18 protein-coding genes are annotated in these 21,606 nt (G+C 42.6%); 3 read left to right on the top strand and 15 right to left on the bottom strand.

Annotation, left to right across the window (positions count from 1 at the left end):
* Positions 1-17: 17 nt before the first annotated feature.
* Complete coding sequence (gene glyA / locus J3P37_RS17760) at positions 18-1,289, bottom strand: serine hydroxymethyltransferase (protein WP_256012704.1); 1,272 nt, start codon at positions 1,287-1,289, stop codon at positions 18-20.
* A 25-nt stretch (positions 1,290-1,314) separates the two neighbouring features.
* On the bottom strand, positions 1,315-2,073 hold the full coding sequence (locus J3P37_RS17755) for a segregation and condensation protein A (protein WP_439648978.1): 759 nt from the start codon (positions 2,071-2,073) through the stop codon (positions 1,315-1,317).
* A 202-nt stretch (positions 2,074-2,275) separates the two neighbouring features.
* Here J3P37_RS17755 and dxs point away from each other — a divergent pair, with 202 nt between their 5' ends.
* Complete coding sequence (dxs, locus tag J3P37_RS17750) at positions 2,276-4,207, top strand: 1-deoxy-D-xylulose-5-phosphate synthase (protein WP_256012703.1); 1,932 nt, start codon at positions 2,276-2,278, stop codon at positions 4,205-4,207.
* An 85-nt stretch (positions 4,208-4,292) separates the two neighbouring features.
* Here dxs and J3P37_RS17745 read toward each other — a convergent pair whose 3' ends face one another.
* The 7 genes from J3P37_RS17745 to J3P37_RS17715 form a co-directional block, all read right to left on the bottom strand.
* Entirely contained in the window at positions 4,293-4,856 is a 564-nt protein-coding gene (locus J3P37_RS17745) for a DUF3109 family protein (RefSeq protein WP_256012702.1), read from the bottom strand.
* A 27-nt stretch (positions 4,857-4,883) separates the two neighbouring features.
* Positions 4,884-5,663, bottom strand: coding sequence for a DUF3108 domain-containing protein (locus tag J3P37_RS17740; protein ID WP_256012701.1), 780 nt, complete (start codon positions 5,661-5,663; stop codon positions 4,884-4,886).
* A 65-nt stretch (positions 5,664-5,728) separates the two neighbouring features.
* Positions 5,729-6,244 (bottom strand): DUF2480 family protein, encoded by a 516-nt coding sequence (locus J3P37_RS17735; protein WP_256012700.1) that lies wholly within the window; start codon positions 6,242-6,244, stop codon positions 5,729-5,731.
* Between the two features lie 193 nt (positions 6,245-6,437).
* On the bottom strand, positions 6,438-8,537 hold the full coding sequence (locus J3P37_RS17730; protein ID WP_369414095.1) for a SurA N-terminal domain-containing protein: 2,100 nt from the start codon (positions 8,535-8,537) through the stop codon (positions 6,438-6,440).
* 241 nt (positions 8,538-8,778) lie between these two features.
* Complete coding sequence (gene lptC / locus J3P37_RS17725) at positions 8,779-9,336, bottom strand: LPS export ABC transporter periplasmic protein LptC (RefSeq protein WP_256012698.1); 558 nt, start codon at positions 9,334-9,336, stop codon at positions 8,779-8,781.
* A gap of 2 nt (positions 9,337-9,338) precedes the next feature.
* A complete protein-coding gene (bamG, locus tag J3P37_RS17720; RefSeq protein WP_256012697.1) occupies positions 9,339-10,628 on the bottom strand; it encodes a BamG family beta-barrel-assembly machinery protein in 1,290 nt (429 codons plus the stop codon).
* Complete coding sequence (locus J3P37_RS17715) at positions 10,621-11,361, bottom strand: type III pantothenate kinase (protein ID WP_256012696.1); 741 nt, start codon at positions 11,359-11,361, stop codon at positions 10,621-10,623. The genes bamG and J3P37_RS17715 overlap by 8 nt, the downstream gene beginning before the upstream one ends.
* 269 nt (positions 11,362-11,630) lie before the next feature.
* On the opposite strand from J3P37_RS17715, the gene J3P37_RS17710 reads away from it, so the two are divergent.
* A complete protein-coding gene (locus J3P37_RS17710; protein ID WP_256012695.1) occupies positions 11,631-12,365 on the top strand; it encodes an acyl-CoA desaturase in 735 nt (244 codons plus the stop codon).
* Between the two features lie 178 nt (positions 12,366-12,543).
* On the opposite strand, the gene J3P37_RS17705 is transcribed toward J3P37_RS17710, so the two are convergent.
* The 6 genes from J3P37_RS17705 to J3P37_RS17680 form a co-directional block, all read right to left on the bottom strand.
* A complete protein-coding gene (locus tag J3P37_RS17705; RefSeq protein WP_256012694.1) occupies positions 12,544-13,944 on the bottom strand; it encodes an MBL fold metallo-hydrolase RNA specificity domain-containing protein in 1,401 nt (466 codons plus the stop codon).
* Positions 13,945-14,236: 292 nt separating this feature from the next.
* On the bottom strand, positions 14,237-15,010 hold the full coding sequence (locus tag J3P37_RS17700) for a succinate dehydrogenase/fumarate reductase iron-sulfur subunit (protein ID WP_256012693.1): 774 nt from the start codon (positions 15,008-15,010) through the stop codon (positions 14,237-14,239).
* Between the two features lie 63 nt (positions 15,011-15,073).
* Positions 15,074-17,008 (bottom strand): fumarate reductase/succinate dehydrogenase flavoprotein subunit, encoded by a 1,935-nt coding sequence (locus J3P37_RS17695; protein ID WP_256012692.1) that lies wholly within the window; start codon positions 17,006-17,008, stop codon positions 15,074-15,076.
* Positions 17,009-17,048: 40 nt separating this feature from the next.
* Complete coding sequence (locus tag J3P37_RS17690) at positions 17,049-17,831, bottom strand: succinate dehydrogenase cytochrome b subunit (RefSeq protein ID WP_256012691.1); 783 nt, start codon at positions 17,829-17,831, stop codon at positions 17,049-17,051.
* Positions 17,832-18,022: 191 nt separating this feature from the next.
* Positions 18,023-18,685: a ligase-associated DNA damage response endonuclease PdeM gene (pdeM, locus tag J3P37_RS17685; protein WP_256012690.1), complete on the bottom strand. Its 663-nt coding sequence runs from the start codon at positions 18,683-18,685 to the stop codon at positions 18,023-18,025.
* Positions 18,686-18,843: 158 nt separating this feature from the next.
* Positions 18,844-20,358 carry a Do family serine endopeptidase gene (locus tag J3P37_RS17680; protein ID WP_256012689.1) on the bottom strand — a complete coding sequence of 505 codons (1,515 nt, stop codon included), beginning with the start codon at positions 20,356-20,358 and terminating at the stop codon, positions 18,844-18,846.
* 203 nt (positions 20,359-20,561) lie between these two features.
* Between J3P37_RS17680 and dapF the strand changes: the two genes are divergently transcribed.
* Complete coding sequence (dapF, locus tag J3P37_RS17675; protein WP_256012688.1) at positions 20,562-21,344, top strand: diaminopimelate epimerase; 783 nt, start codon at positions 20,562-20,564, stop codon at positions 21,342-21,344.
* Positions 21,345-21,606 lie beyond the last annotated feature (262 nt).

Below are 21,606 nucleotides of genomic sequence, written 5' to 3'. Positions count from 1 at the left end.
AGGCTTTTACAACCTGTCTACTTATATAATGGATGTTCATCCATTAGCTCTTCGATCTTTTTACGGACTTTTTTCAAATTGGTTTGGTTTTCCGGGTCAGAAATTACAGTATCAATAAAATCAACGATTTTATCCATATGTTTTTCCTTCAAACCACGTGTGGTAATAGCCGCTGTTCCTACACGAATACCAGAAGTTACGAACGGTGATTTATCATCAAATGGCACCATATTTTTATTTACTGTAATATGTGCTTGTTGTAATGCCGCCTCAGCTGTTTTACCGGTGATATTCTTGTTACGAAGATCAATTAACATCAAATGATTATCTGTACCTCCGGAGATGATCTGGTAGCCGCGGGATACTAAAGCCTCAGCCATTGAAGCAGCATTCTTCTTCACCTGTAACACATACTTCATGTAGTCATCACTCAACGCTTCCCCAAAAGCTATAGCTTTTGCAGCAATGATATGTTCTAACGGACCACCTTGAGTTCCAGGGAACACCGCCATATCCAATAAGGATGACATCTGACGTATTTCACCTTTAGGAGTTTTTAGACCAAATGGATTTTCAAAATCTTTGCCCAGCATGATCATCCCGCCCCGGGGTCCTCTTAAAGTCTTATGAGTAGTTGTTGTTACTACATGGCAATGCGGAAGCGGATCATCCAGCAAGCCTCTTGCTATTAAACCAGCCGGATGCGAAATGTCCGCCAGAACCAAAGCACCTACCTGGTCGGCCACCTGACGAATAAATTTATAGTCCCATTCACGCGAATAAGCAGAAGCACCACAAACAATTAATTTTGGTTTTTCTCTTAACGCGGTTTCTTCTAATTGCTTATAGTCGATACGGCCGGTCTCCCGGTCAACTCCATAAAAGAAAGGCTGATATAATTTACCGGAAAAATTTACGGGTGAACCATGTGTAAGGTGACCGCCGTGAGAAAGATCGAATCCTAAAATTTTATCCCCCGCCTGTAATAAAGCCAGCATCACCGCCGCATTGGCCTGTGCGCCCGAATGAGGCTGAACGTTAACCCAGGCTGCATTAAAGAGCTCCTTAGCACGTTCAATGGCAATGGTCTCAATCTCATCTACTATCTCACAGCCGCCATAATAACGTTTTCCGGGCAAGCCTTCAGCGTATTTATTAGTAAGCGCAGAACCTGCTGCCTCCATCACTTGTTTACTTACAAAATTTTCAGAGGCAATAAGTTCAAGCCCGCTTTCCTGGCGTTCCTGTTCTGCTTCGATCAGCTTAAAGATAACTTTATCTTTCTTCATTACTTATGTGAGTTAAAATTAAATACTAATTAGAGGTAAAACTCCTTTGAGCCACCCAAAAGTTATTAAATCCAAGGCCAACCTGTATGGATACCAGCTGCTGTTGCAGCATCTCCAGCACGGCCAGGAAGTTATATACAAAATGAACTTTATTCTCTGAGTTCTTAAGGATCTCCTGAAAATCCAATTGCTCGTTCAACTTTAACAGATCCTGAACAACCTTTTTCTGCTGTTCAATAGTGTACGGATATTGCACTACCGTATGTTTAACATCTGCAGTGCGTTGTTTATATCTGGTCATTGTACGCTCATAGACCATCATCAGCCGGTACAAACCCAAAGAAGAAAGTTCTTCTCCCGGTTCTGAAGTTTCAGCAATCCGCTCGATATCCGCCGCAATATTTCCGCGCTTATCCATCTTGAGGCGTTCATCCTCCAGCAAACGCAATTCTTCCGACACAAGCTTGAACCTTTTATATTCGATCAGTTTATGGATAAGATCTTTCTTTAAGTCTATCTCATTTCCCAATTCATCTAGTTCAGGCCTCGGAAGCAGCATTTTTGCCTTAATACGCATTAGGGTTGCGGCAATGAAGATGAACTCGCTGGCGAGTTCAATGTTCAACGCATTCATTTCCAGTATATACTGGAGGAAATCGTCTGTAATTCTGGAAATTGCGATCTCGTGAATATCCAGCTCGTCCCTCTCGATAAAGAACAAAAGAAGGTCAAAAGGACCCTCAAATTGAGGTAGCTTAATTTCGAATGTTTCCTGCTGTATCACAAAGTGCCAAAATTAATTATTTTGATCCTTATATCTACATTTGATATCATTTTTTTTAAACGGAATGCTATGGGCGCCATTTAGCTCAATATCAGGCGATTCATAGCGCAGATATATTTAGTTTAGGAAATCAGTAGATCACTGAATTTTTCTCATTTATATTGAGTTAATTTGTAGCTTTATTTTTCATTAGGCTACCAGTATGGAAGTAACGGCGGGAGAACTTTTAGAGCAAATAAATTATCCTTCTGATTTAAAAAAATTCAGCGAAAACGACCTGGAACGTATTTGCCAGGAACTACGCCAATACATTATTGATGTTGTTTCTGTTAATGGAGGACATTTTGGAGCAAGTTTGGGCGTAGTTGAACTTTCCGTAGCTTTACATTATGTTTTGAATACCCCGTACGACCAGTTAGTTTGGGACGTAGGACATCAGGCTTACGGGCATAAGATACTTACCGGCAGGCGCAGCGTCTTTCATACAAACCGTATCTATAAGGGAATAAGTGGCTTTCCAAAACGATCAGAAAGCGAATATGATACCTTCGGTGTAGGCCATTCTTCAACCTCAATCTCGGCGGCACTGGGTATGGCGGTAGCCTCGCACTACAAAGGCGAGAAAGATCGTCAGCATGTAGCCGTGATCGGTGATGGCGCCATGACTGCAGGCATGGCATTCGAAGCCCTTAACCATGCCGGAATCGAGAACTCCAATTTGCTGGTTATTCTTAATGATAACTGCATGTCTATCGACCCGAATGTCGGGGCACTCAAAGAATATCTCACAGATATTACCACTTCCAGGCAGTACAATAAATTCAGGGATGATATTTCACATGTTCTTGGTAAACTTTCTGAGCTTGGGCCTAATGCCCACACGATCGTTAAAAAGATAGAAAAGAGCATCAAGGGAACGCTTTTGAAGAAAAGCAATTTTTTTGAAGCATTAAAATTCAGATATTTCGGGCCAATTGATGGCCATGATGTAAAACACCTCGCTAAAGTACTTAAAGACTTAAAAGATATACCCGGACCGAAATTGCTTCATTGCGTAACCGTGAAGGGTAAGGGCTTCGCACTTGCAGAGAAAGATCAAACGAAATGGCATGCTCCGGGTCTTTTTGATAAAATAACCGGAGAAATTAAAAAGAGCATTCCTGATAAACCTCAACCCCCTAAATACCAGGATGTATTCGGGAATACACTAGTTGAGTTAGCTGAGAAAAACCTTAAGATCATGGGGGTTACCCCCGCCATGCCATCAGGAAGCTCAATGAACATCATGATGAAGGCTATGCCTAAAAGAGCTTTTGATGTGGGTATTGCAGAGCAACATGCAGTAACATTTTCTGCAGGACTGGCAACCCAGGGAATGATCCCTTTCTGTAATATTTATTCGAGCTTTATGCAAAGGGCTTATGACCAGGTTTTGCATGATGTTGCCCTACAGAAACTTAACGTAGTTTTTTGTCTTGACAGAGCCGGCATCGCCGGAAGCGATGGGGCCACACACCATGGGGCTTATGATCTGGCATACATGCGTTGCATACCCAACATGGTTGTATCGGCTCCAATGAATGAAGAAGAACTTCGAAACCTGATGTTTACCGCCCAGCAGGAAAATATGGGACCATTTGTTATTCGTTATCCCCGCGGAACCGGTGTGATGCCTGAATGGAAAAGACCTCTTAAAGCAATACCCGTAGGTAAAGGCCGTAAGATTTGTGATGGTGATGAAGTAGCCCTGGTTACTATAGGTCATATCGGCAATGAAGCAACGAAAGCGAGGCTGGAACTAAACACCGAAGGAATTTATCCCGCTCACTACGATTTACGTTTTGTAAAACCACTGGATGCAGAGCTATTGCATGAGGTGTTTACTAAATTTAGAAAGGTCGTCACAGTGGAAGACGGATGCTTACAGGGCGGTATGGGGAGCGCCATTCTCGAATTCATGGCAGATAATAACTATACTTCAACCATCGTGCGTCTGGGGATTCCCGATACTCTGATCGAACATGGAGAACAACCAGAGTTATGGGCCGAATGTGGCTATGATGCCGCCGCTATTGCTGAAAAAGTAAGATCAATGGCTGTATCAAGTAAAACGATGGGGAGTATTGCCAGCTAAGCTCTAGCATAGTTTTTCTTTATTTAGAAACTCCTTTATTGTAGTTTGACTATTTGCTCACGCGGCACGCGTGCGCCTACTTAAACTATATCAATCCTGCTGCCTCTTCTACTTCCTTATACCACTCCTCTCCATACTTACGGATAAGGGGTTCTTTTAAGAATTTGTAAACCGGCACTTTTAATTCCTTGCCAAACGAACAGGCGGGGCTGCAAATATTCCACCTGTCATAATGAAGAACGTCAAAATCAGGATAAGCAGTAATCCTGATCGGATATAAATGGCAGGAGATAGGCTTTTTCCAATGAATTTTTCCCTCAAGATACGCCTTCTCAATAGCACACTTACTTATTCCATTTTCCCATATCACATAAGCGCATTCTTTATTGCCATCAATACAAGGAGTAGTATAATCGCCATCCAGATCCTTAACCCAGGCACCCTCGGCTTCAACCGTCTCTATTCCCTTCACTGTCATGTAGGGCCTAACTTCGGCATATATTTCTTCCAGTATACGCAGTTCAGTCTTCTCCAGCGGTGCACCTGCATCCCCCTCTACACAGCAGGCACCTTTACACTTATCAAGGTGGCACACAAAATTCTCACTAAAAACATCCTCATGTACTAAGGTGTGCTGTATTTCAATCATATTGCAGAGAGCTACTCTATTTAAAAATTATTTCTTTTTCGTGGAAGATAAAGGATATTTTAATCCTTTTGCAGATGTAAGCTCCATCGATATAGAGCCCACCAAAATTTCAACCTCTGCCTTTACCGGGATGCGGTTACCATCATCCGTTATCCAGAGATATAGTTTGCTGTCCTTCTTGAATATCCGGCCAGGTTGAATTGAAGGACTAAATTTCAGGCAGTTGAAATATCCAATGGGAGTTTTAATTCGTTCTTTACCCAAATAAGTGATCTCCAGGTCTGATATACCATCACCGAGGAAATAGTACATTTTCAATGGTGTACCGGCTTTCACACCGGTCAGATCAAGATTACGTGCAAAATAATAGGCAGACACTATGTCGAATGTTTGCTCGGCACCTTTAAATGTCCCTCTATTAGCCACAACTTTCCTCTGCTCCTGATAAAAGCGGGCTTTATCATTTCGTCGGTAATTAGCTTCACGGACATTTTCAGAATAAAGGTGTGGCAATAAGGTCGAGCGGTCAATAAAAGAATCGTAGCGGTTGCGAACCTTATAAAATATATCAAAGGTTCCCGATGTACGTCCCTGAACAACCAGGTTATAAACCGGCCGGTTGCTCAGCTTAATATCTGTATCCAGAACAGACAAGGTTGCTTCAGCAGCTGTCACAAAACCATATCGCAATCTATATTTTAAAACCTCTCCCGGCGCAAAAGCCAATTCGTTCCGACTTTCCAGTTCCTGAGCCGATATTCCACCACAAACCAAAGCCATCATTAATACTATCAGTACTTTCTTCATATAATCTGGTTAAACACTTCGATATTTAGACGAAACAAACTTGCTTTGGTTTATGCACTTAAGAGTTAATCCTTCCTTTTATATACTGGAACTGTAGAACATGGTTCCCCATACATTATGCTTTTAGCAACTTTAGTAAGCTTTGAAGTCAGTTCTACATAAGCAGATACCGGAATATCTATTTCACCGCAACCTTTAATTACAATGCGCTCATCACGGTATTTTTCCATATCCAGGCGGTTTATAACGCGGTCGAAAAGAAGCGTCTCAAGAGTTTCCAGGCTGCCGAAAACAACAGTGGCAGCGTAAGGTGCCAAACGGTTAGCAAGCAGCATATATGCCCATGTTGGCACTACGGCATCCGTTGAACAAATTACTGCAACATGTTTGCCCCCATACTGAGCCCAGTCATGCTGTTTTATAAACTCCCGGAAATCTTTTTCCTTCAGTATCAATCCATGAAAAAGATTATCCTTTATGTCGTAGATCACACGCTCACCCGCGGGATATATATCTGCGAGATCAAAGCTTATTAAGCCACTTTGAGCTACTTTATTTACAATATTTTCCTGAATATCCATTTTAACACAATTAAAATGCAAAGATACAAGCGGCCGAGCTACTGGCAGTTAAGCAATTGTAAAATTCCAGCAGCCCAAACACGCATGATTACAAAAATCAATATTTTCAAATGAACACATTGAACGCTGGTGCAAAATTTGACTTAAAAAAAAACCGGGAGAGCGTCCCGGTTCTCAAAAATTTCAACTTTTATTAAAAAAAGCGAATACGGTTATCTATGATTTCAGCTTTGTCGCGCAGAACTTCGAACACCTGGCCTTGAGCTCTTTGTTGTAAACTCTCACTCAACTGCTGTTTCTGATTTACTGTATTTGTTAATGGGGCAGGGTTAGAAAAGCTGCTAACAGCTACCACATACACTCCGCTTTCACCTGCAATTGGCTTTGACAGCTTTCTAGGAGCCAGCCCAAATACAGTTCCGACTACTTTATTTTCCTGAGAAACACCAGGAATGATCGGATTAGCGAATACAACATTTTGTACCGGTGTAGCTTTCTTCCCTACTTTCTGGGCTACCTGATCAATTGAAGACGCCCCTGAAAGCGCTTTCGAAAGCTGCTCGGTAAGCATGCGGGCTTTAACCCTGTTACGCACCTGGCCTTCTATCTGCTTTTTTACCTGCTCCAAAGGAAGAGTTCCTTTCTCGCGAACATCTGTAAGTTTTGCAACAACGTAGCTGTTTCCCAGTTCAAACACCTTTTCAGATACATCACCAGCCTCAGCCTCGTAAGCCCAGCGAACCAGTTCCCGGGGATTATCCAGCCCCGACACAGCCGACTGAGATGCTGTTACATTTTCAGCCACGAGCTTATTGAGCTTTAAACTCTCTGCTTTCTCGTCAAAGTTCTTTGCATTATCTACTGACCCTAAGAATGAAGAAGCTTTACTGTAGGCAGCTTGTTGTGTTTCATTACTGCTAGTCACCACTTTATCTACCACAGCAACTTTAGCTACTTTTGAAGAACCTACCTGCTTATCAATTCGGATAACATGCACGCCAAATTGAGTAGTAACTACTTTCAAATCACCCGTGCTGCCATTAAATACAGCCTCTTCGAAAGCTGGAATCATAGCGCCACGACCGAAAGTACCCAGATCACCACCTTTATCTTTGGAAGCATCTGTACCATATTTTGAGGCCAGCTGAGCGAAACTGCTTCCGGAACGTATCAAATTCAGAATTGAGTCACCTTTTGCTTTTGCTTTCGCAGCACCACCTTCGGCAGCAGGGTTAATCAAAATATGACTAGCTTTTACTGAATCCGGGCTCATTCTCACATCCAAAACCTTTGCTATTTTAAAGGCATTGTTGCTGTAAACCGGTCCTATCACAGTCCCTACGGCGGCATTAAAGGCAACAGAATCAATTGCAGGATCCAATTGTCCTTTTTTCACGTAAGTGATAGGAGCTTTAGTTTCAGCATTAACACTTACAAATAACGAATCGTTCGTTGTGCTACGGAAGTCGGAAGCCAGCTTGGTCATTGCAGAACGTATAGCTGCCGAATCCGCCTTAGACGGACTAGCGTCAAATATTACATACTCAAATGAGCGGCTTTCCTCCTTATTCTTAAAACGGTTCTTATTCTCATTATAATACTCCTGATAATCTGCATCAGTCAGCGTTACCTTGTTATCAGGTAAGGAAGCGTAATCCAGACTTACATAGCTAAAGTTAGCCAACCTATTCCTTTGGTTATAATCTTCCCGTGCTTCCAAAGAAGTCACGTAAAGACTGTTTTGTACAAGGTTAACATATTTTTGAAATAAGCGGTCGCGTTTAATGGAAGCAAGGAAGTCATTCCACTGCTTGTGTATCGGATCAGTTGCCGGCTGGGCCGACAGGTTATTTAAGAAGGTGTTCAACTGAGTTTTATCGAACTGGCCCGTCTGAGGGTTTCCAAAAGCCTGAGCTACCTGAGGATGAGGATTTTTGCCAAAAAGCATGTCATTAAGCTCCGTTTTACCAACTTCTAATCCCAAACGCTTAACTTCTTTTTGAACCAAAATCTCAGAAATAGTTTGATTCCAGGTATTCTCAATTATGTAAGAACTCATCTGTGGGTTAAGGTTTCCACCCATCTGCTGTCTGAAGTTGGCTTCATTCATCTCTACCTTTGCCTTAAACGACTCGATATCGATCTTTTCACCTGCCACTTCACCTACTTCACTCTGACCGGCAGCCCAAAAAGGAGTACCTAAGCGTACTGCATCACCAATTAAGAAAGCTACAATTGCTAAACCGATAACCCCCACCAGGATAATACCTGCCCGGTTTCGCAAAAAACTCATTATTCCCATATACTATAAAATTATTCGTATCTCCAAAAAGAGGGCGCAAGATACAATTTTTACAAAAAAAACCTAATAGAAAATACAGAGTATTGAGGATTGGAGGGCTGATTTTCAGAGCGAAGCTGATTATAGTTGCAAAAGAGAGAGTATTGCCGGTTTGTAGAGCTGATTCTTGGCACACGTGGCACGCGCGTGCCAAACTATTCTTTAAACATTAAGCACACCTGGCCAGCCAACCTTAAAAACCCAGCTGGTTACCTGTTGCCAAATTTCCGTAAGCCCTTTCGATTATCGGTTTGTCAAAATTCTGGTCACTTCTGAAACCTGAGCCAAAGATATTTGTACCATCAGGTTTGATGATGTTAACCAGCTGATTTGAAAAGAACTGCTGTTTAACTTCGTCCCAAATCAGTTCTTCCGACTTGAACACATCGCCTTTAACATTAGTAACAACCACATTCTTTCTAAGCTCTACCTGCTTTTCATGCTCCCGTCTTACCGCATAATCAGAAACCACCCGGCTGCTTTCATTCAAATTTTCATCAAAAAAGATAATCGTGATCCCTTTAGGGAATTCGTAATAAGGGTTTGCCGTATGAAACTGTAGCAGCTCCGGAGTGAGCAGCTTTCCTTTTACTTTGGCAGAATCGCTGTAAATGATTGTTACCCCATACGACTTATCTACCGGTACATCCTGCTTTTTAGACGAAACTTTTTCTACATCGCGCAGATCATTCTCACACGATGCAACAAGCATACTTGTTAAAAGACCGACAATCAGACACAGATACTTCAAAACTAATCAAATTTGTAGCGCTGGAACCACTTATCATTAATGGTGAAACCCAGGTATATGTTTGCAAAATTTTCGCGTACCAGGTTGTTTTTAGTAGCTCCCCGCCGGCCGAGTTCCGTTCCCAGATTGATTTTATAAAATGTTGAGCGGTTTGAGGGCAAAGGAAAGCCAAATCCAAAGGTCAAGGCATATTCGTTAATATCGTTGTTGTTGATGTTAATATACGTTTTATCATATTTGAAGCCCAGGCGATACTCCACAAGCTTTAAATAACTTCCAACAGAAGTGATATCAGGAGTGATCTGTCCACCGACAGCTATTCCCATAGAGTTGTTTAATCCAGGATTTTCGGACCCTTCACGATACTTTTCCCACTGCGATAAGGTAAGATCAGCGCCTACCAGCCATTTATCTGTCTTCTCAATAACAAATCCCAGGCGATGCATTAAAGGCAACTTCAGGCTGGAAGAAATGCCATCGTTGAAAAAGGTTGTATCCAAAGCCACATCTTCAGCACCGGTAGCGTCTTTAGTATAATGGGTAGATAGCTCAGTAACAGATGCGTCCAGCTTATTGCCTGCCGTTCCTGAATATCCCAGCGTCAGCTTTACCCTCTTTGACAGGTTTTGAAAATACTGCGCGCCGTAATCAAAGCTTAAGCCACCTATACTTTTTGAAGATTGATTTCTTGAATTAGTAAAGGTTAGGTCATCAGGAGATTCGGTGTCACGGTTTTTCTCGAGTTTACCAAATATATACGAAACATTGGCTCCAAGACTCAGGTGCTTCCCAAGCTGGAAACCATAGCCGGCGTAAGCTTTAGACAAGCCGCCATCTCCGCTGTAAATATGATCTATATTGATTCCCTCGATTGTCGTCGGCGTTCTGTACCGGTACCCCATAGTACTGAATGGAAGTATACCAAAACTAACGGCCGATTTCCTGTTTACCGGGATCGCAAATACGAGATGATTTAACGATGCCGTGAAATTCTTCTCTGTGGCATTTCCATCGGTTATGCCATTAAAGCCACCATACATACCCACATCAAATGTAGTAAGCTGTATAGCCGAATAAGAAGCAGGATTTGCCAGGTTTATGTTATTATAACCACCAGATTTGCGTAAACCGGCAGCAATACCTCCCATGGCACGGTTCTGAGGTAGCTGCGGACCGCTTAGCTGCCCTAACCCAAATTCAGAGTATGGAGAATTAGTGGTTGATTGGGCGAATGTATTCACGCTGGCCAACAGGCACAAAAACAAAAATATATTTTTTGAAAATCTAATCATTGTAATGATGTATAACTTCGTTTAAACCAATAAGGACCAAATCAGGCACGGCTTTTACGGATTGCGCAAAGATGCTATTTTTCAATTGTCTATCAAAAAAATCAGCGTCACCACCACAAAGTGCTATAACCATGTTAGGATAAGTTGAAAAATAGGACCTTATAAAACCTTCAACTTCATATCTAAGTCCATTCTGAACACCTGACAGCATGGAAGTTCTGGTATCATTTCCCATTTCGGCCCTGTAATCAAGGTCGGGGTATAAGAGGGGCAATTTACCAGTAAAGGTATGCATTGCCTTATAACGCATATTCATACCAGGAGATATACTTCCACCATAATAATTTTTATTTCCGTCAATGAAATCATATGTAATGCACGTGCCGGCATCAATTACGAGGCAATTTGCGCCTTGAAACACATATGCAGCCCCAACCACCGCAGCATACCGGTCTAAGCCTAAAGTTTGGGGCGTCTTATAATGATTATTGATCAAACCAGTAAGGGAAGTTGAAAATTCTAAATACTTAAAGTTTTTTTCAAGAAAATCTTCCAGTCCGGTATCAGGTCTCACCGTAGACATGATTGCATTAGATATCCCTTTGTCAGATATCAAAGTGCTTAACGCTTTCGGATCTATATCGCGGACAATGTGCAACTCACATAATTCCCGTTTATCGAATAAAGCAACTTTAGAAAAAGTGTTCCCAATATCAATAACGAGATTGTACATTAATTTGAAGCCGGTTTCAGGATGGATTGAAATGTACACAGTCCATCCGGATCGCACAGAACACAGCCGGTCGCACATTTAGGGTGCGACAACATACCAACCATGTTTCCTCCGGACTTCATGATACAAAACTATTCAAATTTTGAATGTTACTGATTTTTATTTTGTTAAAAAAGGTTAATCAGTTACTTAAAATGAGACCTTGCTAAAAATATATAATATATAAAACCATACGAAAGGTTATTTGTACCTTTAGAAAATTTTTATTTGTGATCATTCTTATATTTTTTCTTTCACACTGGTTCTTATCTTTATTCGCCCAAACGTTTTTTCTGCATCGATACGCATCGCATAAAATGTTTACTACCTCTCCTTTTATGGAAAAGGTATTTTACCTAATGACCTATGTTTTCCAGGGAGCATCCTTTTTAAATCCAAGAGCATACGCTATCCTGCACCGCATGCACCATGCCTACAGCGACACTAAAGAAGACCCTCATTCACCGCACTTTTTCAGGGATGTCTTTCAAATGATGTGGGCAACCAAGAAAATATTTCAGGATTATGTCAAGATGAATAAGGAGCCTGAAACCCGCTTCAAGGGTAATTACCCGGAATGGAGAACCCTCGATCTCATCGCTTCATCCTATATCTCCAGACTAGGGTTTGCGGCTGGTTACACCTTGTTTTACATTTACTTTGCTACAAGTCCATGGATGTACCTTTTGTTGCCAATACACTATCTCATGGGACCGATACATGGCGCCCTTGTGAATTGGTGCGGCCATAAATACGGGTATTCGAACTTCGATAATGGCGATCATTCAAAAAACACTACGCCGTTGGACTTCTTTATGCTTGGTGAGTTATTTCAGAACAATCACCATAAGTTTCCAAATAGTCCCAACTTCGCAAAACGCTGGTTTGAGTTCGACCCGGTTTACCCGGTAATGAAAGCATTGCACTGGACAAAGCTCATAAAGCTCAGAAAGTCTGCAGCATAGTGAAAGATTGTCCAAAATCGGATCATAGTCATCCTGAACTGGTTTCAGGATCTCTTGCCTAAGTAAGCCTTCCCCGCATACAAGTTCAAGAGATGCCGAAGTAAATTCGGCATGACCATTGGCGTCCCTTGCTAGCGCACGCGTGCCGCGTGTGCTAAAACTAAATCAAACCGTTTTCCTACAATTCCTCCATTTGGTGCTGGCCAGGAATTCTCACATCTCCAAAGCCACATTCTATAAGCCTTTGCTTAAACTTCTCTTGTACATCATATTCCCCATGTACAAGGAACAATTTCTTAACCAGGGCAGGATCCTGACAAGATAAGAACTTAAGCAAATCTTCACAATCACCATGGGCGCTCATTGATTTGATCACAAACACGTCGGCCCTCACATCATATTCATCTCCGAAGATCTGAACAACTTTGGCTCCTGCACTTAAACGCCCGCCTAGGGATGATGGCTCGCAATATCCAACCATTAAGATGGTATTCTTTTCATTCCCGATATTATCCCTGATATGGTGTTTCACCCTGCCAGCCTCAGCCATTCCTGAAGAAGAAATGATTACACAGGGCCTTGGGTCATCGTTCAAACTTTTGGATTCCTGAACCGACTCAACAAATTTCAGACCTTTGAAGTGAAAGATGTCATCGTCTTTCTTCAGCACTTCCTGTACGCCCCTATTGTATTCATCCGGATGTTCTTTAAGAACTTCGGTAGCTTTCTTGGCTAGCGGACTATCTACATAATAAGGTACATCAGGCAGGATTCCTTTTAGCTCCAGAGCGTTCAGAGCAAACAAAAGTTCCTGTGTACGCCCAACGCTGAATGCAGGAATGATTACTTTTCCACCTTTAACCAAACAGGTTTGCTGAATGATATCTTTAAGCTGGCCTTCAATCGGTTCCAGATCCTTGTGCAGGGAGTCGCCATATGTCGATTCCAGCACGATGTAGTCAGCCTGAGGAAAAGTCTGTGGGCTCCTTAACAACATATCACCATATCTGCCGACATCGCCGCTAAAAGTAAGCTGTGTATATTTTCCCTCCTCCAGGATAGTAAGGTGCACTGCGGCACTGCCGAGTATATGGCCTGCGTCAGTAAACCGGAGAGTGATCCTTGGATCGATTTCAAAGTCCTCGTTATACTCAACGATCTTGAACAAACGCATTGCCTCCAGAACATCTTCGTCAGTATATAAGGATTGGACCTCCGGCAATCCGCGCCTCCTCAAAAGCTCATTTTCATACTCCGCATCCTGCATCTGGATATTGGCCGAATCCGCCAAAAGTATTCCGGCCAGATCCATGGTTGGTGCAGTCGAAAAAATAGTCCCTTTGAAACCTTCGGCTACCATTCTTGGAATTAAGCCGCAGTGGTCAATGTGAGCATGAGACAGTATGAGGTAATCAACCTGGTCGGGCCTGAAGCCAAAATGGCCGTTTAAACCGTCGGTCTCTTCGCCCATTCCCTGGAACAATCCGCAGTCTAACAATATCTGTGTGCCGCTCTCTAATTTTATTAAATGCTTGCTGCCGGTTACATTACGGGCAGCGCCGTGAAAAGTTATCTTCATAGTGGTTTCACAGAAACAGGGAAAATGCTATACGGTTTTACAGATTGCCTTTTCTTTCTAGCCATAAGGCCACGCTTAGGCAAGAGATCCTGAACCAAGTTCAGGATGACCAAAAAAATAAGCCAGGGCTGGCGCACGTGCCTAAAGCTGGCGCACGCGTGCCGCGTGCGTCTCATGCCTGGTACCAAATATTGTCATGACACAGCCTGTCCGCCGGCTCTCTTTACGCACAAGAGCCCTGACACATTTCTGTACCAGGGCTCTTTTATCCACCTTGCCTCGTAAAGCAAAATTAATTAATTTCTTCTTCTTTAAAAAACTTAGCACCGAAATAATCACGGCGCATTCTGTTGATATTTGTTAAAGAAATTTCCTTTGGACATTCAATCTCGCATGCACCTGTATTGGTACAGCTACCAAAACCTTCAGCATCCATCTGAGCTACCATCGCCTGGGCTCTGCGGTAGCGTTCAGGCTGTCCCTGAGGCAACAATGCAAGCTGGGAGATCTTAGCTGATACAAATAAAGATGCAGACGCATTTTTACAAGCCGCAACGCAAGCACCGCACTGGATACAGGTTGCCGAATTGAAGGCCTCATCCGCTATAACTTTTGGAATAGGAATTTCGTTAGCATCAGGCACACCACCGGTGTTTACAGATACATAACCACCAGCCTGCTGGATCCTGTCGAATGCAGAACGGTCAACTGCCAGATCCTTGATCACCGGAAAGGCAGTTGCACGCCATGGCTCGATTGTAATAGTCTCACCATCTTTAAAGCTGCGCATATGCAGCTGGCAAGTGGTAATGGCACGCTTGGGCCCGTGCGGACGGCCATTGATATATAATGAACACATCCCGCAAATTCCTTCACGGCAATCGTGATCAAAGTGAATAGGGTCTTGTCCTTTTTTAGTTAAACGTTCGTTTACTACATCAAGCATTTCCAGGAAAGACATATCCGGAGAGATACTATCTGCTTTGTATGTAACAAATTCACCCTTGTCGCTGGCATTTTTTTGCCTCCAAACTTTCAGGGTTAGATTCATGTTTCCGCTGCTCATCTTATTTAGATTTGAGATCTGAGATATCAATCCGGAGAATGATATCCCGTATCTAGTATTCTTCTACTTATAACTACGTTGTGTTAATTTTACGTTTTCGTAAACCAGTGCCTCTTTGTGCAATTGTTCCGGCTGATCTTCACCGACAAACTGCCATGCCGCTACGTAGGCAAATTCGTCATCATTCCGTAAAGCCTCGCCTTCTTCAGTTTGACTTTCTTCACGGAAGTGACCGCCGCAAGATTCTCTTCTATGCAGGGCATCACGAACCATCAGTTCACCAAGCTCGATAAAGTCGGCTACACGGTTGGCTTTTTCGAGTGACATATTCAACTCCTCGTTAGCACCCAGAACAATGGCATTTTGCCAGAAGTCTTTTTTCAGATCCTGGATCAATCCAATGGCTTTTGTCAGACCTTCCTCGTTACGAGCCATACCGCAATATTCCCACATGATGTTTCCAAGCTCACGGTGGTATTCATCAACCGTTTTGGTTCCTTTTAGAGATAATAGCTTGTTGATCCTATCTTCAACCCCTTTCTTCGCTTCAGCAAACGCCGGGTGAGTGGTATCTACTGGTTTTGGACCAATACCTGCAAGGTAATCGCCAAGTGTATATGGAATTACAAAATAGCCATCAGCTAATCCCTGCATCAATGCAGATGCACCAAGGCGGTTAGCACCATGATCAGAGAAATTACATTCTCCCAGGGCATATAAGCCGGGAATCGTAGTCATCAGGTTATAGTCAACCCAAAGCCCACCCATCGTATAGTGAACAGCAGGATAAATACGCATAGGTTGTTCGTATGGATTTTCATCAGTGATCTGATAATACATATCGAACAAGTTACCGTATTTCGCTTCGATAGCCGCTTTGCCTAAACGTCTGATAGCGTCTGAGAAGTCAAGGTAAACAGCTTTACCTGAACCGCCCACACCACGTCCGTCATCAAAAGCTTCTTTAGCATTACGGGATGCCACATCGCGTGGAACCAGATTACCGAATGAAGGATACTTACGCTCTAAGAAGTAATCCCGGTCTTCTTCCTTCACATCACTTGCTTTCAGCTGTCCTTTACGGATCTGCTCAGCCATGGCCTGTGTTTTAGGCACCCAAACACGTCCGTCGTTACGAAGTGATTCAGACATCAATGTAAGCTTCGACTGGTGATCACCACTTACCGGAATACAGGTAGGGTGAATTTGCGTGTAGCATGGGTTACCAAAGAAAGCACCTTTTTTATGTGCGCGCCAGATAGCGGTGGTATTACTACCCATTGCATTTGTAGAAAGGTAGAACACGTTTCCATATCCACCGGTACAAAGCAATACAGCATGACCTGCGTGCGATTCAATTTCTCCAGAAATCAGGTTACGGGTAATTACACCTTGAGCCTTACCGTCAACTACCACCACATCAAGCATTTCATGCCTGTTGTACATCTTAACAGTTCCTGCATTTATCTGGCGATTTAAAGCAGAGTATGCACCCAATAATAATTGCTGTCCTGTTTGTCCGCGTGCGTAAAATGTACGGGATACCTGTGATCCACCGAATGAACGGTTATCAAGAAGACCTCCGTATTCGCGGGCAAAAGGAACACCCTGAGCCACACACTGGTCGATAATATTTACCGACTCTTCAGCCAAACGATGAACGTTTGCCTCCCGTGCCCGGTAGTCACCTCCTTTGATGGTATCATAGAATAAACGATAAACGCTGTCTCCGTCATTACGGTAGTTCTTGGCGGCATTAATACCGCCCTGAGCTGCAATGGAGTGAGCACGACGCGGGCTGTCCTGGAAACAGAAAACCTTTACGTTGTAACCCAGCTCGGCAAGTGATGCCGCAGCAGAGGAGCCAGCCAGGCCGCTACCTATTACAATAACGGTGTATTTTCTCTTATTAGCGGGGTTAACCAGCTTTAAGTTAAATTTATGTTTCGACCACTTTTCGGCTAAAGGGCCTTCCGGTATTTTAGAATCTAAAATCATCTTTTGAATCTTTTTTGTACTCCCTTACTGGGTGATAATTTTATTTAAATAAAAAGTACAGTGGCATTGCAGCAAACAAGGCCGGAATGATAATACTGAAAACCCAAAGGCCCAGAAAATCTATTAATGGTTTGTATTTACTATGGTCAAAACCCAGTGTCTGGAAACCACTCTGGAAACCATGATACAAGTGAAAACCCATAGCGATCATAGATAAAACGTATAAAGCAACATACCAGGGCTGGCTGAAAGCTTCGTTTACAATCTTATAAAGATCCTTTGCCACTACAACTTCAGTCCCGTTTTGAGTATCCACATATTGTGAATGAACCAGTTGTTTCCCTTCATAAGGAAGCGGAGTAACTTTCACATCGCTGGCGTCGCTAAGGTTAGTCTCATATTTAATATAAGGTAAACCACCCCAGTGATATTCAGCCCAGAAAGTCTTCATATGGATCACGATAAAGATTAAGAGGATAGTTCCAAGAATTCCCATGTTCCTTGAACTCCATGTACTGTTAGCAGCGCCGTTATACTGTGCGTAACCAACAGTACGTGCTTTTTTGTTGCCTAGTGTCAGGATCAATGCGTACACCGCATGTAAAACTATTGACGCGTACAATAAATACGAAATAATCTTGATGGGCATGAAATGAGTCATGAAATAAGAGTACTCATTGAATGCCTTGCCGCCATCGTCCTTAAACAATTGTAAGTTACCGATAAGATGGACTACCAGGAATAGCGCTAAAAAAAGCCCTGTTAAGCCCATAATCAATTTCTTCCCCAATGTGGACGAGAAAGCTTTTGTAAAACTGCTCATTACCTTCTGATTGATTTTGTTAATTTTTGGAATACAAAAGTATTTAATTAGGCCGAATATATGTAAAGCTGCAATGCGCTGACAAAAAAATAAACTTATTTAGAAACGTTCTAAAAGCCACTTATTTTATTGCCAAAATAATACTGAAAGGGAGTTTTCAGGCCAAACCTGTCGAAAGAAAAAGACAATATTTATAAAAGCACCACCTTTTCGCTCAACACGCCGAAAACCCTTGAACTTTTCTCCGCTTCTACACAAAAATTGCCGGTAAATTTGCCGAATGCAGGTAAAACTGCCTGCTTTTCTCCGAAATAAAAACAAGAAACTGTTAAAGACTGGCGTCCTAATCCTCTGAGCTTGACACCAGGATGAATATGTCCGCTAATAACATACTTTTTTTCATTTATCAGGCTCGCACTTTTAAGAGGTTCATGAACAAACAGGAAAGTACATGTTGCAAATGTCTCAAAAATTACAAAGCCGGCTTCTGCATAATAGCTTTCATGCAAAATATCATGATTTCCTTTCACCAGAACCATTTCAATGGCCGGAAACTGCTCTCTCCAAAGCACTAGCCAGTTCCAATCATTATTATGATCGCTATGAAAGAGGTCGCCAAGAAAAATTATCCTTTGGGGCTTATGTTCATGAACAAGATCAGACAGCACGCTAAGCTCTTCCTGTTCCATCAATTTTGGAATAGCGATGCCTGCTTTTCTGAAGTGCCCTACCTTTCCAATATGAAGATCAGCTACCACAAGAGTTCTCTCCTCCTTCCAGAACATAGCTTTCTGCGGTAAGAAAACCAGATGCTGCCCCTTAAACTCCCATTCTAAACTCTTCGTAGCCCACATGCTGCAAAAATAAAAAAGCCTTTCGCTTATTTAAAACGAAAGGCGATTTTTCTATACATCTCTCGTCATGCCGAATTTATTTCGGCATCTCTTGACCAGGTAACAAACCTGCTTAGATCAAGAGGTCCTGAAACAATTCAGGATGACCTGGAGAGCGATTATTCGCTGATTGGAAAGATCACGCGGAACTTCATACCGTCTGGAGCAACACCTTCCAAACGGATAGAGTTATTTTTCGAATCACCTAAGGCTTCTCTAAGATCATCAACTTTGGAGACAGCCCTCGCATTTATACTTGTGATGATCGTGCCATTAGGGATATCATAATTAGCTAACAAGCCACCGGCCTTGATATTCGATACTACCAGTCCGGAACTAATTCCAAAGCGTTGTTTTTGAGCGTTTGTAACTGGCGTGAAACTTGCTCCAAGTTTATCCACGATCGCCTTAGACGATACTGTACTGGCATTCTTCACAGTCTCTTCGCCTTTCAATGTCACCGTAGCCGTTTTTTCTGAACCGCCACGTTCATAAGTAAGCTGTACCTTATCGCCAGGCCTTAACCTTGCAACACGCTCCTGAAGATCTGCAGATGACATGATCTTATTACCGTCAACTTTAGTCAACACATCGCCCTCTTTAATGCCTGCCGCCGCAGCGCCACCGCCACTAACTACCGAATTCACATATAGACCGTTGATACGTTTTAAGCCTTTCTCTTTGGCAGAACTTGCATTAAGCTCTTCAAAAGTTACGCCTACAAAACCACGTTTAACAGAACCATATTTGATAAAGTCGTCCATAATCTTTTTGGCAAGGTTCACCGGGATTGCAAAACCGTAACCTTCATAGCTACCACTCTGAGAGGCTATTGCAGCGTTAATACCGATAAGTTCACCACGGGTATTCACCAAAGCACCGCCGCTGTTGCCGCGGTTGATGGCTGCGTCAGTTTGAATAAACGACTCAATAGCTGTATTGACACGCGGTTGATCGGGATTCCTATATCTGCTATCCTCCTCCTGACCGCCAAGAATTCCGATACTTCTTCCTTTAGCACTTACAATACCAGCAGTAACCGTTGAATTCAAGGTAAAAGGGTATCCTACTGCGAGTACCCACTCGCCAACCTGCACATTATCAGAGTTACCTATTTTAACAACTGGCAGGCCGGTAGCATTTACCTTAACCAATGCAAGGTCAGTGTTAGGGTCGCGTCCAACGATCTTAGCCTCATAAGAACGATTGTCTGTCATGATGATCTCAATCTTGCTGGCATTTTCAACCACGTGGTTGTTGGTAACGATATAACCATCATCGGTCACAATTACGCCAGAACCGGACGCCATCTGAGGCTGTCTCGGCCTGTTCCTTGGCGTCATAAAGTCGCGGAACATATCCTCGAAAGGATCACCACTTTGTCCGCGGGACGCGTTATTACTACTATAAGTTGTTTGTATATGAACAACCGCAGGTGTTACCACTGCCGCTGCCTGAACAAAGTCTACATCCCCTGCTGATGAAACAGACACAGGGTTATTTGCAAAATAAACTTTCTGCCGCTCCTCAAGAGACATATTGCCGGTGTACTGGTTCTCGATAAGCTTATACCCGCCTACCGCGATAGCACCACCAACAAATGCAGTTAATAGAGTTATTCCTATTTTTTTCATATTATTTTCCTCGTGTTGATTTCAATTCAAATTTAATACCAGTAAAACGGATTTTGCAATTTTCATGTACACCGTTTTGTGTTAAAAATTGTTAAAACAAATTTAATTTATTTCAAGATCCGGTCAGAAACCGGTCAATATTAGCAAAATCTGTTAAAAGATCAACAAAATTCCTTCCACAATTCGTAATCTTGCACATCGAAATGAAAATACATTTTTTTAAATACCAGGGAGCCGGAAATGACTTTATCCTGTTAGATAACAGGGATTTAAGTATAGATCATCATCAACCCAAGCTAATCGCTTCCTTATGCGATCGTCGTTTCGGCATCGGAGGAGATGGAATGATGTTCCTCCAGCAGAAAGATGGCTTCGACTTTGAAATGGTATATTATAACTCCGACGGGCAGCCAAGCAGCATGTGCGGCAACGGAGGCCGCTGCATTGTAGCTTTTGCCAGAGATCTGAAGATCATCAGCGATGAAACTAATTTTTTGGCAGTAGACGGGCCGCATTATGCCAAAATTTCAGATAACTGGGTAAGTCTTCAAATGATCGATGTAAATTCTGTATCTGAAGATGGAGATGCTTGCGTATTGAATACGGGCTCACCTCATTATGTAATAGAAGCCAAGGATCTTAAAAATAAAAACGTTTTTACAGAAGGCAGAGCAATCCGCTATAACAACACCTACGCAAAAGACGGGATCAATATCAACTTTGTAGAAACATTCGATGATCATTTATTTGTTCGCACGTACGAACGCGGCGTAGAAGATGAAACTTTTGCCTGTGGCACCGGCGTTACCGCAGTCGCTCTCGCGATGGCAAAAAAGCGTAACCAAACCGGAACAATTAATATCCCGGTTAAAGTATTAGGTGGCAACCTGAACATCCGTTTTGACTATGACGGTGAACGCTTCAGCAATATCTTTCTGGAAGGACCTGCAAAGTTTGTGTTTGAGGGAGAGGTAGAGGTAAAGTAAGCCGGAGCCTTCTTGAAGCCAGCATCTTTGAAGCGGATTCCATTCTCTTAGGCACATCTCTTTATGCGTATCGTCATGCCGAAGTATTTCGGCATCTCTTGAACTTTCCATAGAAAACCGGCTAAGGCAAGCGGTCCTGAAACAAGTTCAGGATGACCAGGAAATAAAGGTTTTTATTTTTGAACTACCAGATGAGCCTGCAAAAGTATTTTTTTCGTCCTTAAATACCTTTGGTAAACGCAAAAAATATACTTTTGCACCT

The organism is Desertivirga xinjiangensis, from assembly GCF_024436435.1.
Lineage (GTDB): Bacteria > Bacteroidota > Bacteroidia > Sphingobacteriales > Sphingobacteriaceae > Desertivirga > Desertivirga xinjiangensis.
Note: the sequence above shows the minus strand (reverse complement) of the source record. Positions and strands in the feature narration are given on the sequence as shown.

Excerpts from the sequence above, each read along its gene's own strand:
- glyA (WP_256012704.1), bottom strand. The coding sequence starts at position 1,289 with ATGAAGAAAGATAAAGTTATCTTTAAGCTGATCGAAGCAGAACAGGAA.
- dxs (WP_256012703.1), top strand. The coding sequence starts at position 2,276 with ATGGAAGTAACGGCGGGAGAACTTTTAGAGCAAATAAATTATCCTTCT.
- J3P37_RS17745 (WP_256012702.1), bottom strand. The coding sequence starts at position 4,856 with ATGATTGAAATACAGCACACCTTAGTACATGAGGATGTTTTTAGTGAG.
- J3P37_RS17740 (WP_256012701.1), bottom strand. The coding sequence starts at position 5,663 with ATGAAGAAAGTACTGATAGTATTAATGATGGCTTTGGTTTGTGGTGGA.
- J3P37_RS17735 (WP_256012700.1), bottom strand. The coding sequence starts at position 6,244 with ATGGATATTCAGGAAAATATTGTAAATAAAGTAGCTCAAAGTGGCTTA.
- J3P37_RS17730 (WP_369414095.1), bottom strand. The coding sequence starts at position 8,537 with ATGAGTTTTTTGCGAAACCGGGCAGGTATTATCCTGGTGGGGGTTATC.
- bamG (WP_256012697.1), bottom strand. The coding sequence starts at position 10,628 with ATGATTAGATTTTCAAAAAATATATTTTTGTTTTTGTGCCTGTTGGCC.
- J3P37_RS17715 (WP_256012696.1), bottom strand. The coding sequence starts at position 11,361 with ATGTACAATCTCGTTATTGATATTGGGAACACTTTTTCTAAAGTTGCT.
- J3P37_RS17705 (WP_256012694.1), bottom strand. The coding sequence starts at position 13,944 with ATGAAGATAACTTTTCACGGCGCTGCCCGTAATGTAACCGGCAGCAAG.
- J3P37_RS17700 (WP_256012693.1), bottom strand. The coding sequence starts at position 15,010 with ATGAGCAGCGGAAACATGAATCTAACCCTGAAAGTTTGGAGGCAAAAA.
- J3P37_RS17695 (WP_256012692.1), bottom strand. The coding sequence starts at position 17,008 with ATGATTTTAGATTCTAAAATACCGGAAGGCCCTTTAGCCGAAAAGTGG.
- J3P37_RS17690 (WP_256012691.1), bottom strand. The coding sequence starts at position 17,831 with ATGAGCAGTTTTACAAAAGCTTTCTCGTCCACATTGGGGAAGAAATTG.
- pdeM (WP_256012690.1), bottom strand. The coding sequence starts at position 18,685 with ATGTGGGCTACGAAGAGTTTAGAATGGGAGTTTAAGGGGCAGCATCTG.
- J3P37_RS17680 (WP_256012689.1), bottom strand. The coding sequence starts at position 20,358 with ATGAAAAAAATAGGAATAACTCTATTAACTGCATTTGTTGGTGGTGCT.
- dapF (WP_256012688.1), top strand. The coding sequence starts at position 20,562 with ATGAAAATACATTTTTTTAAATACCAGGGAGCCGGAAATGACTTTATC.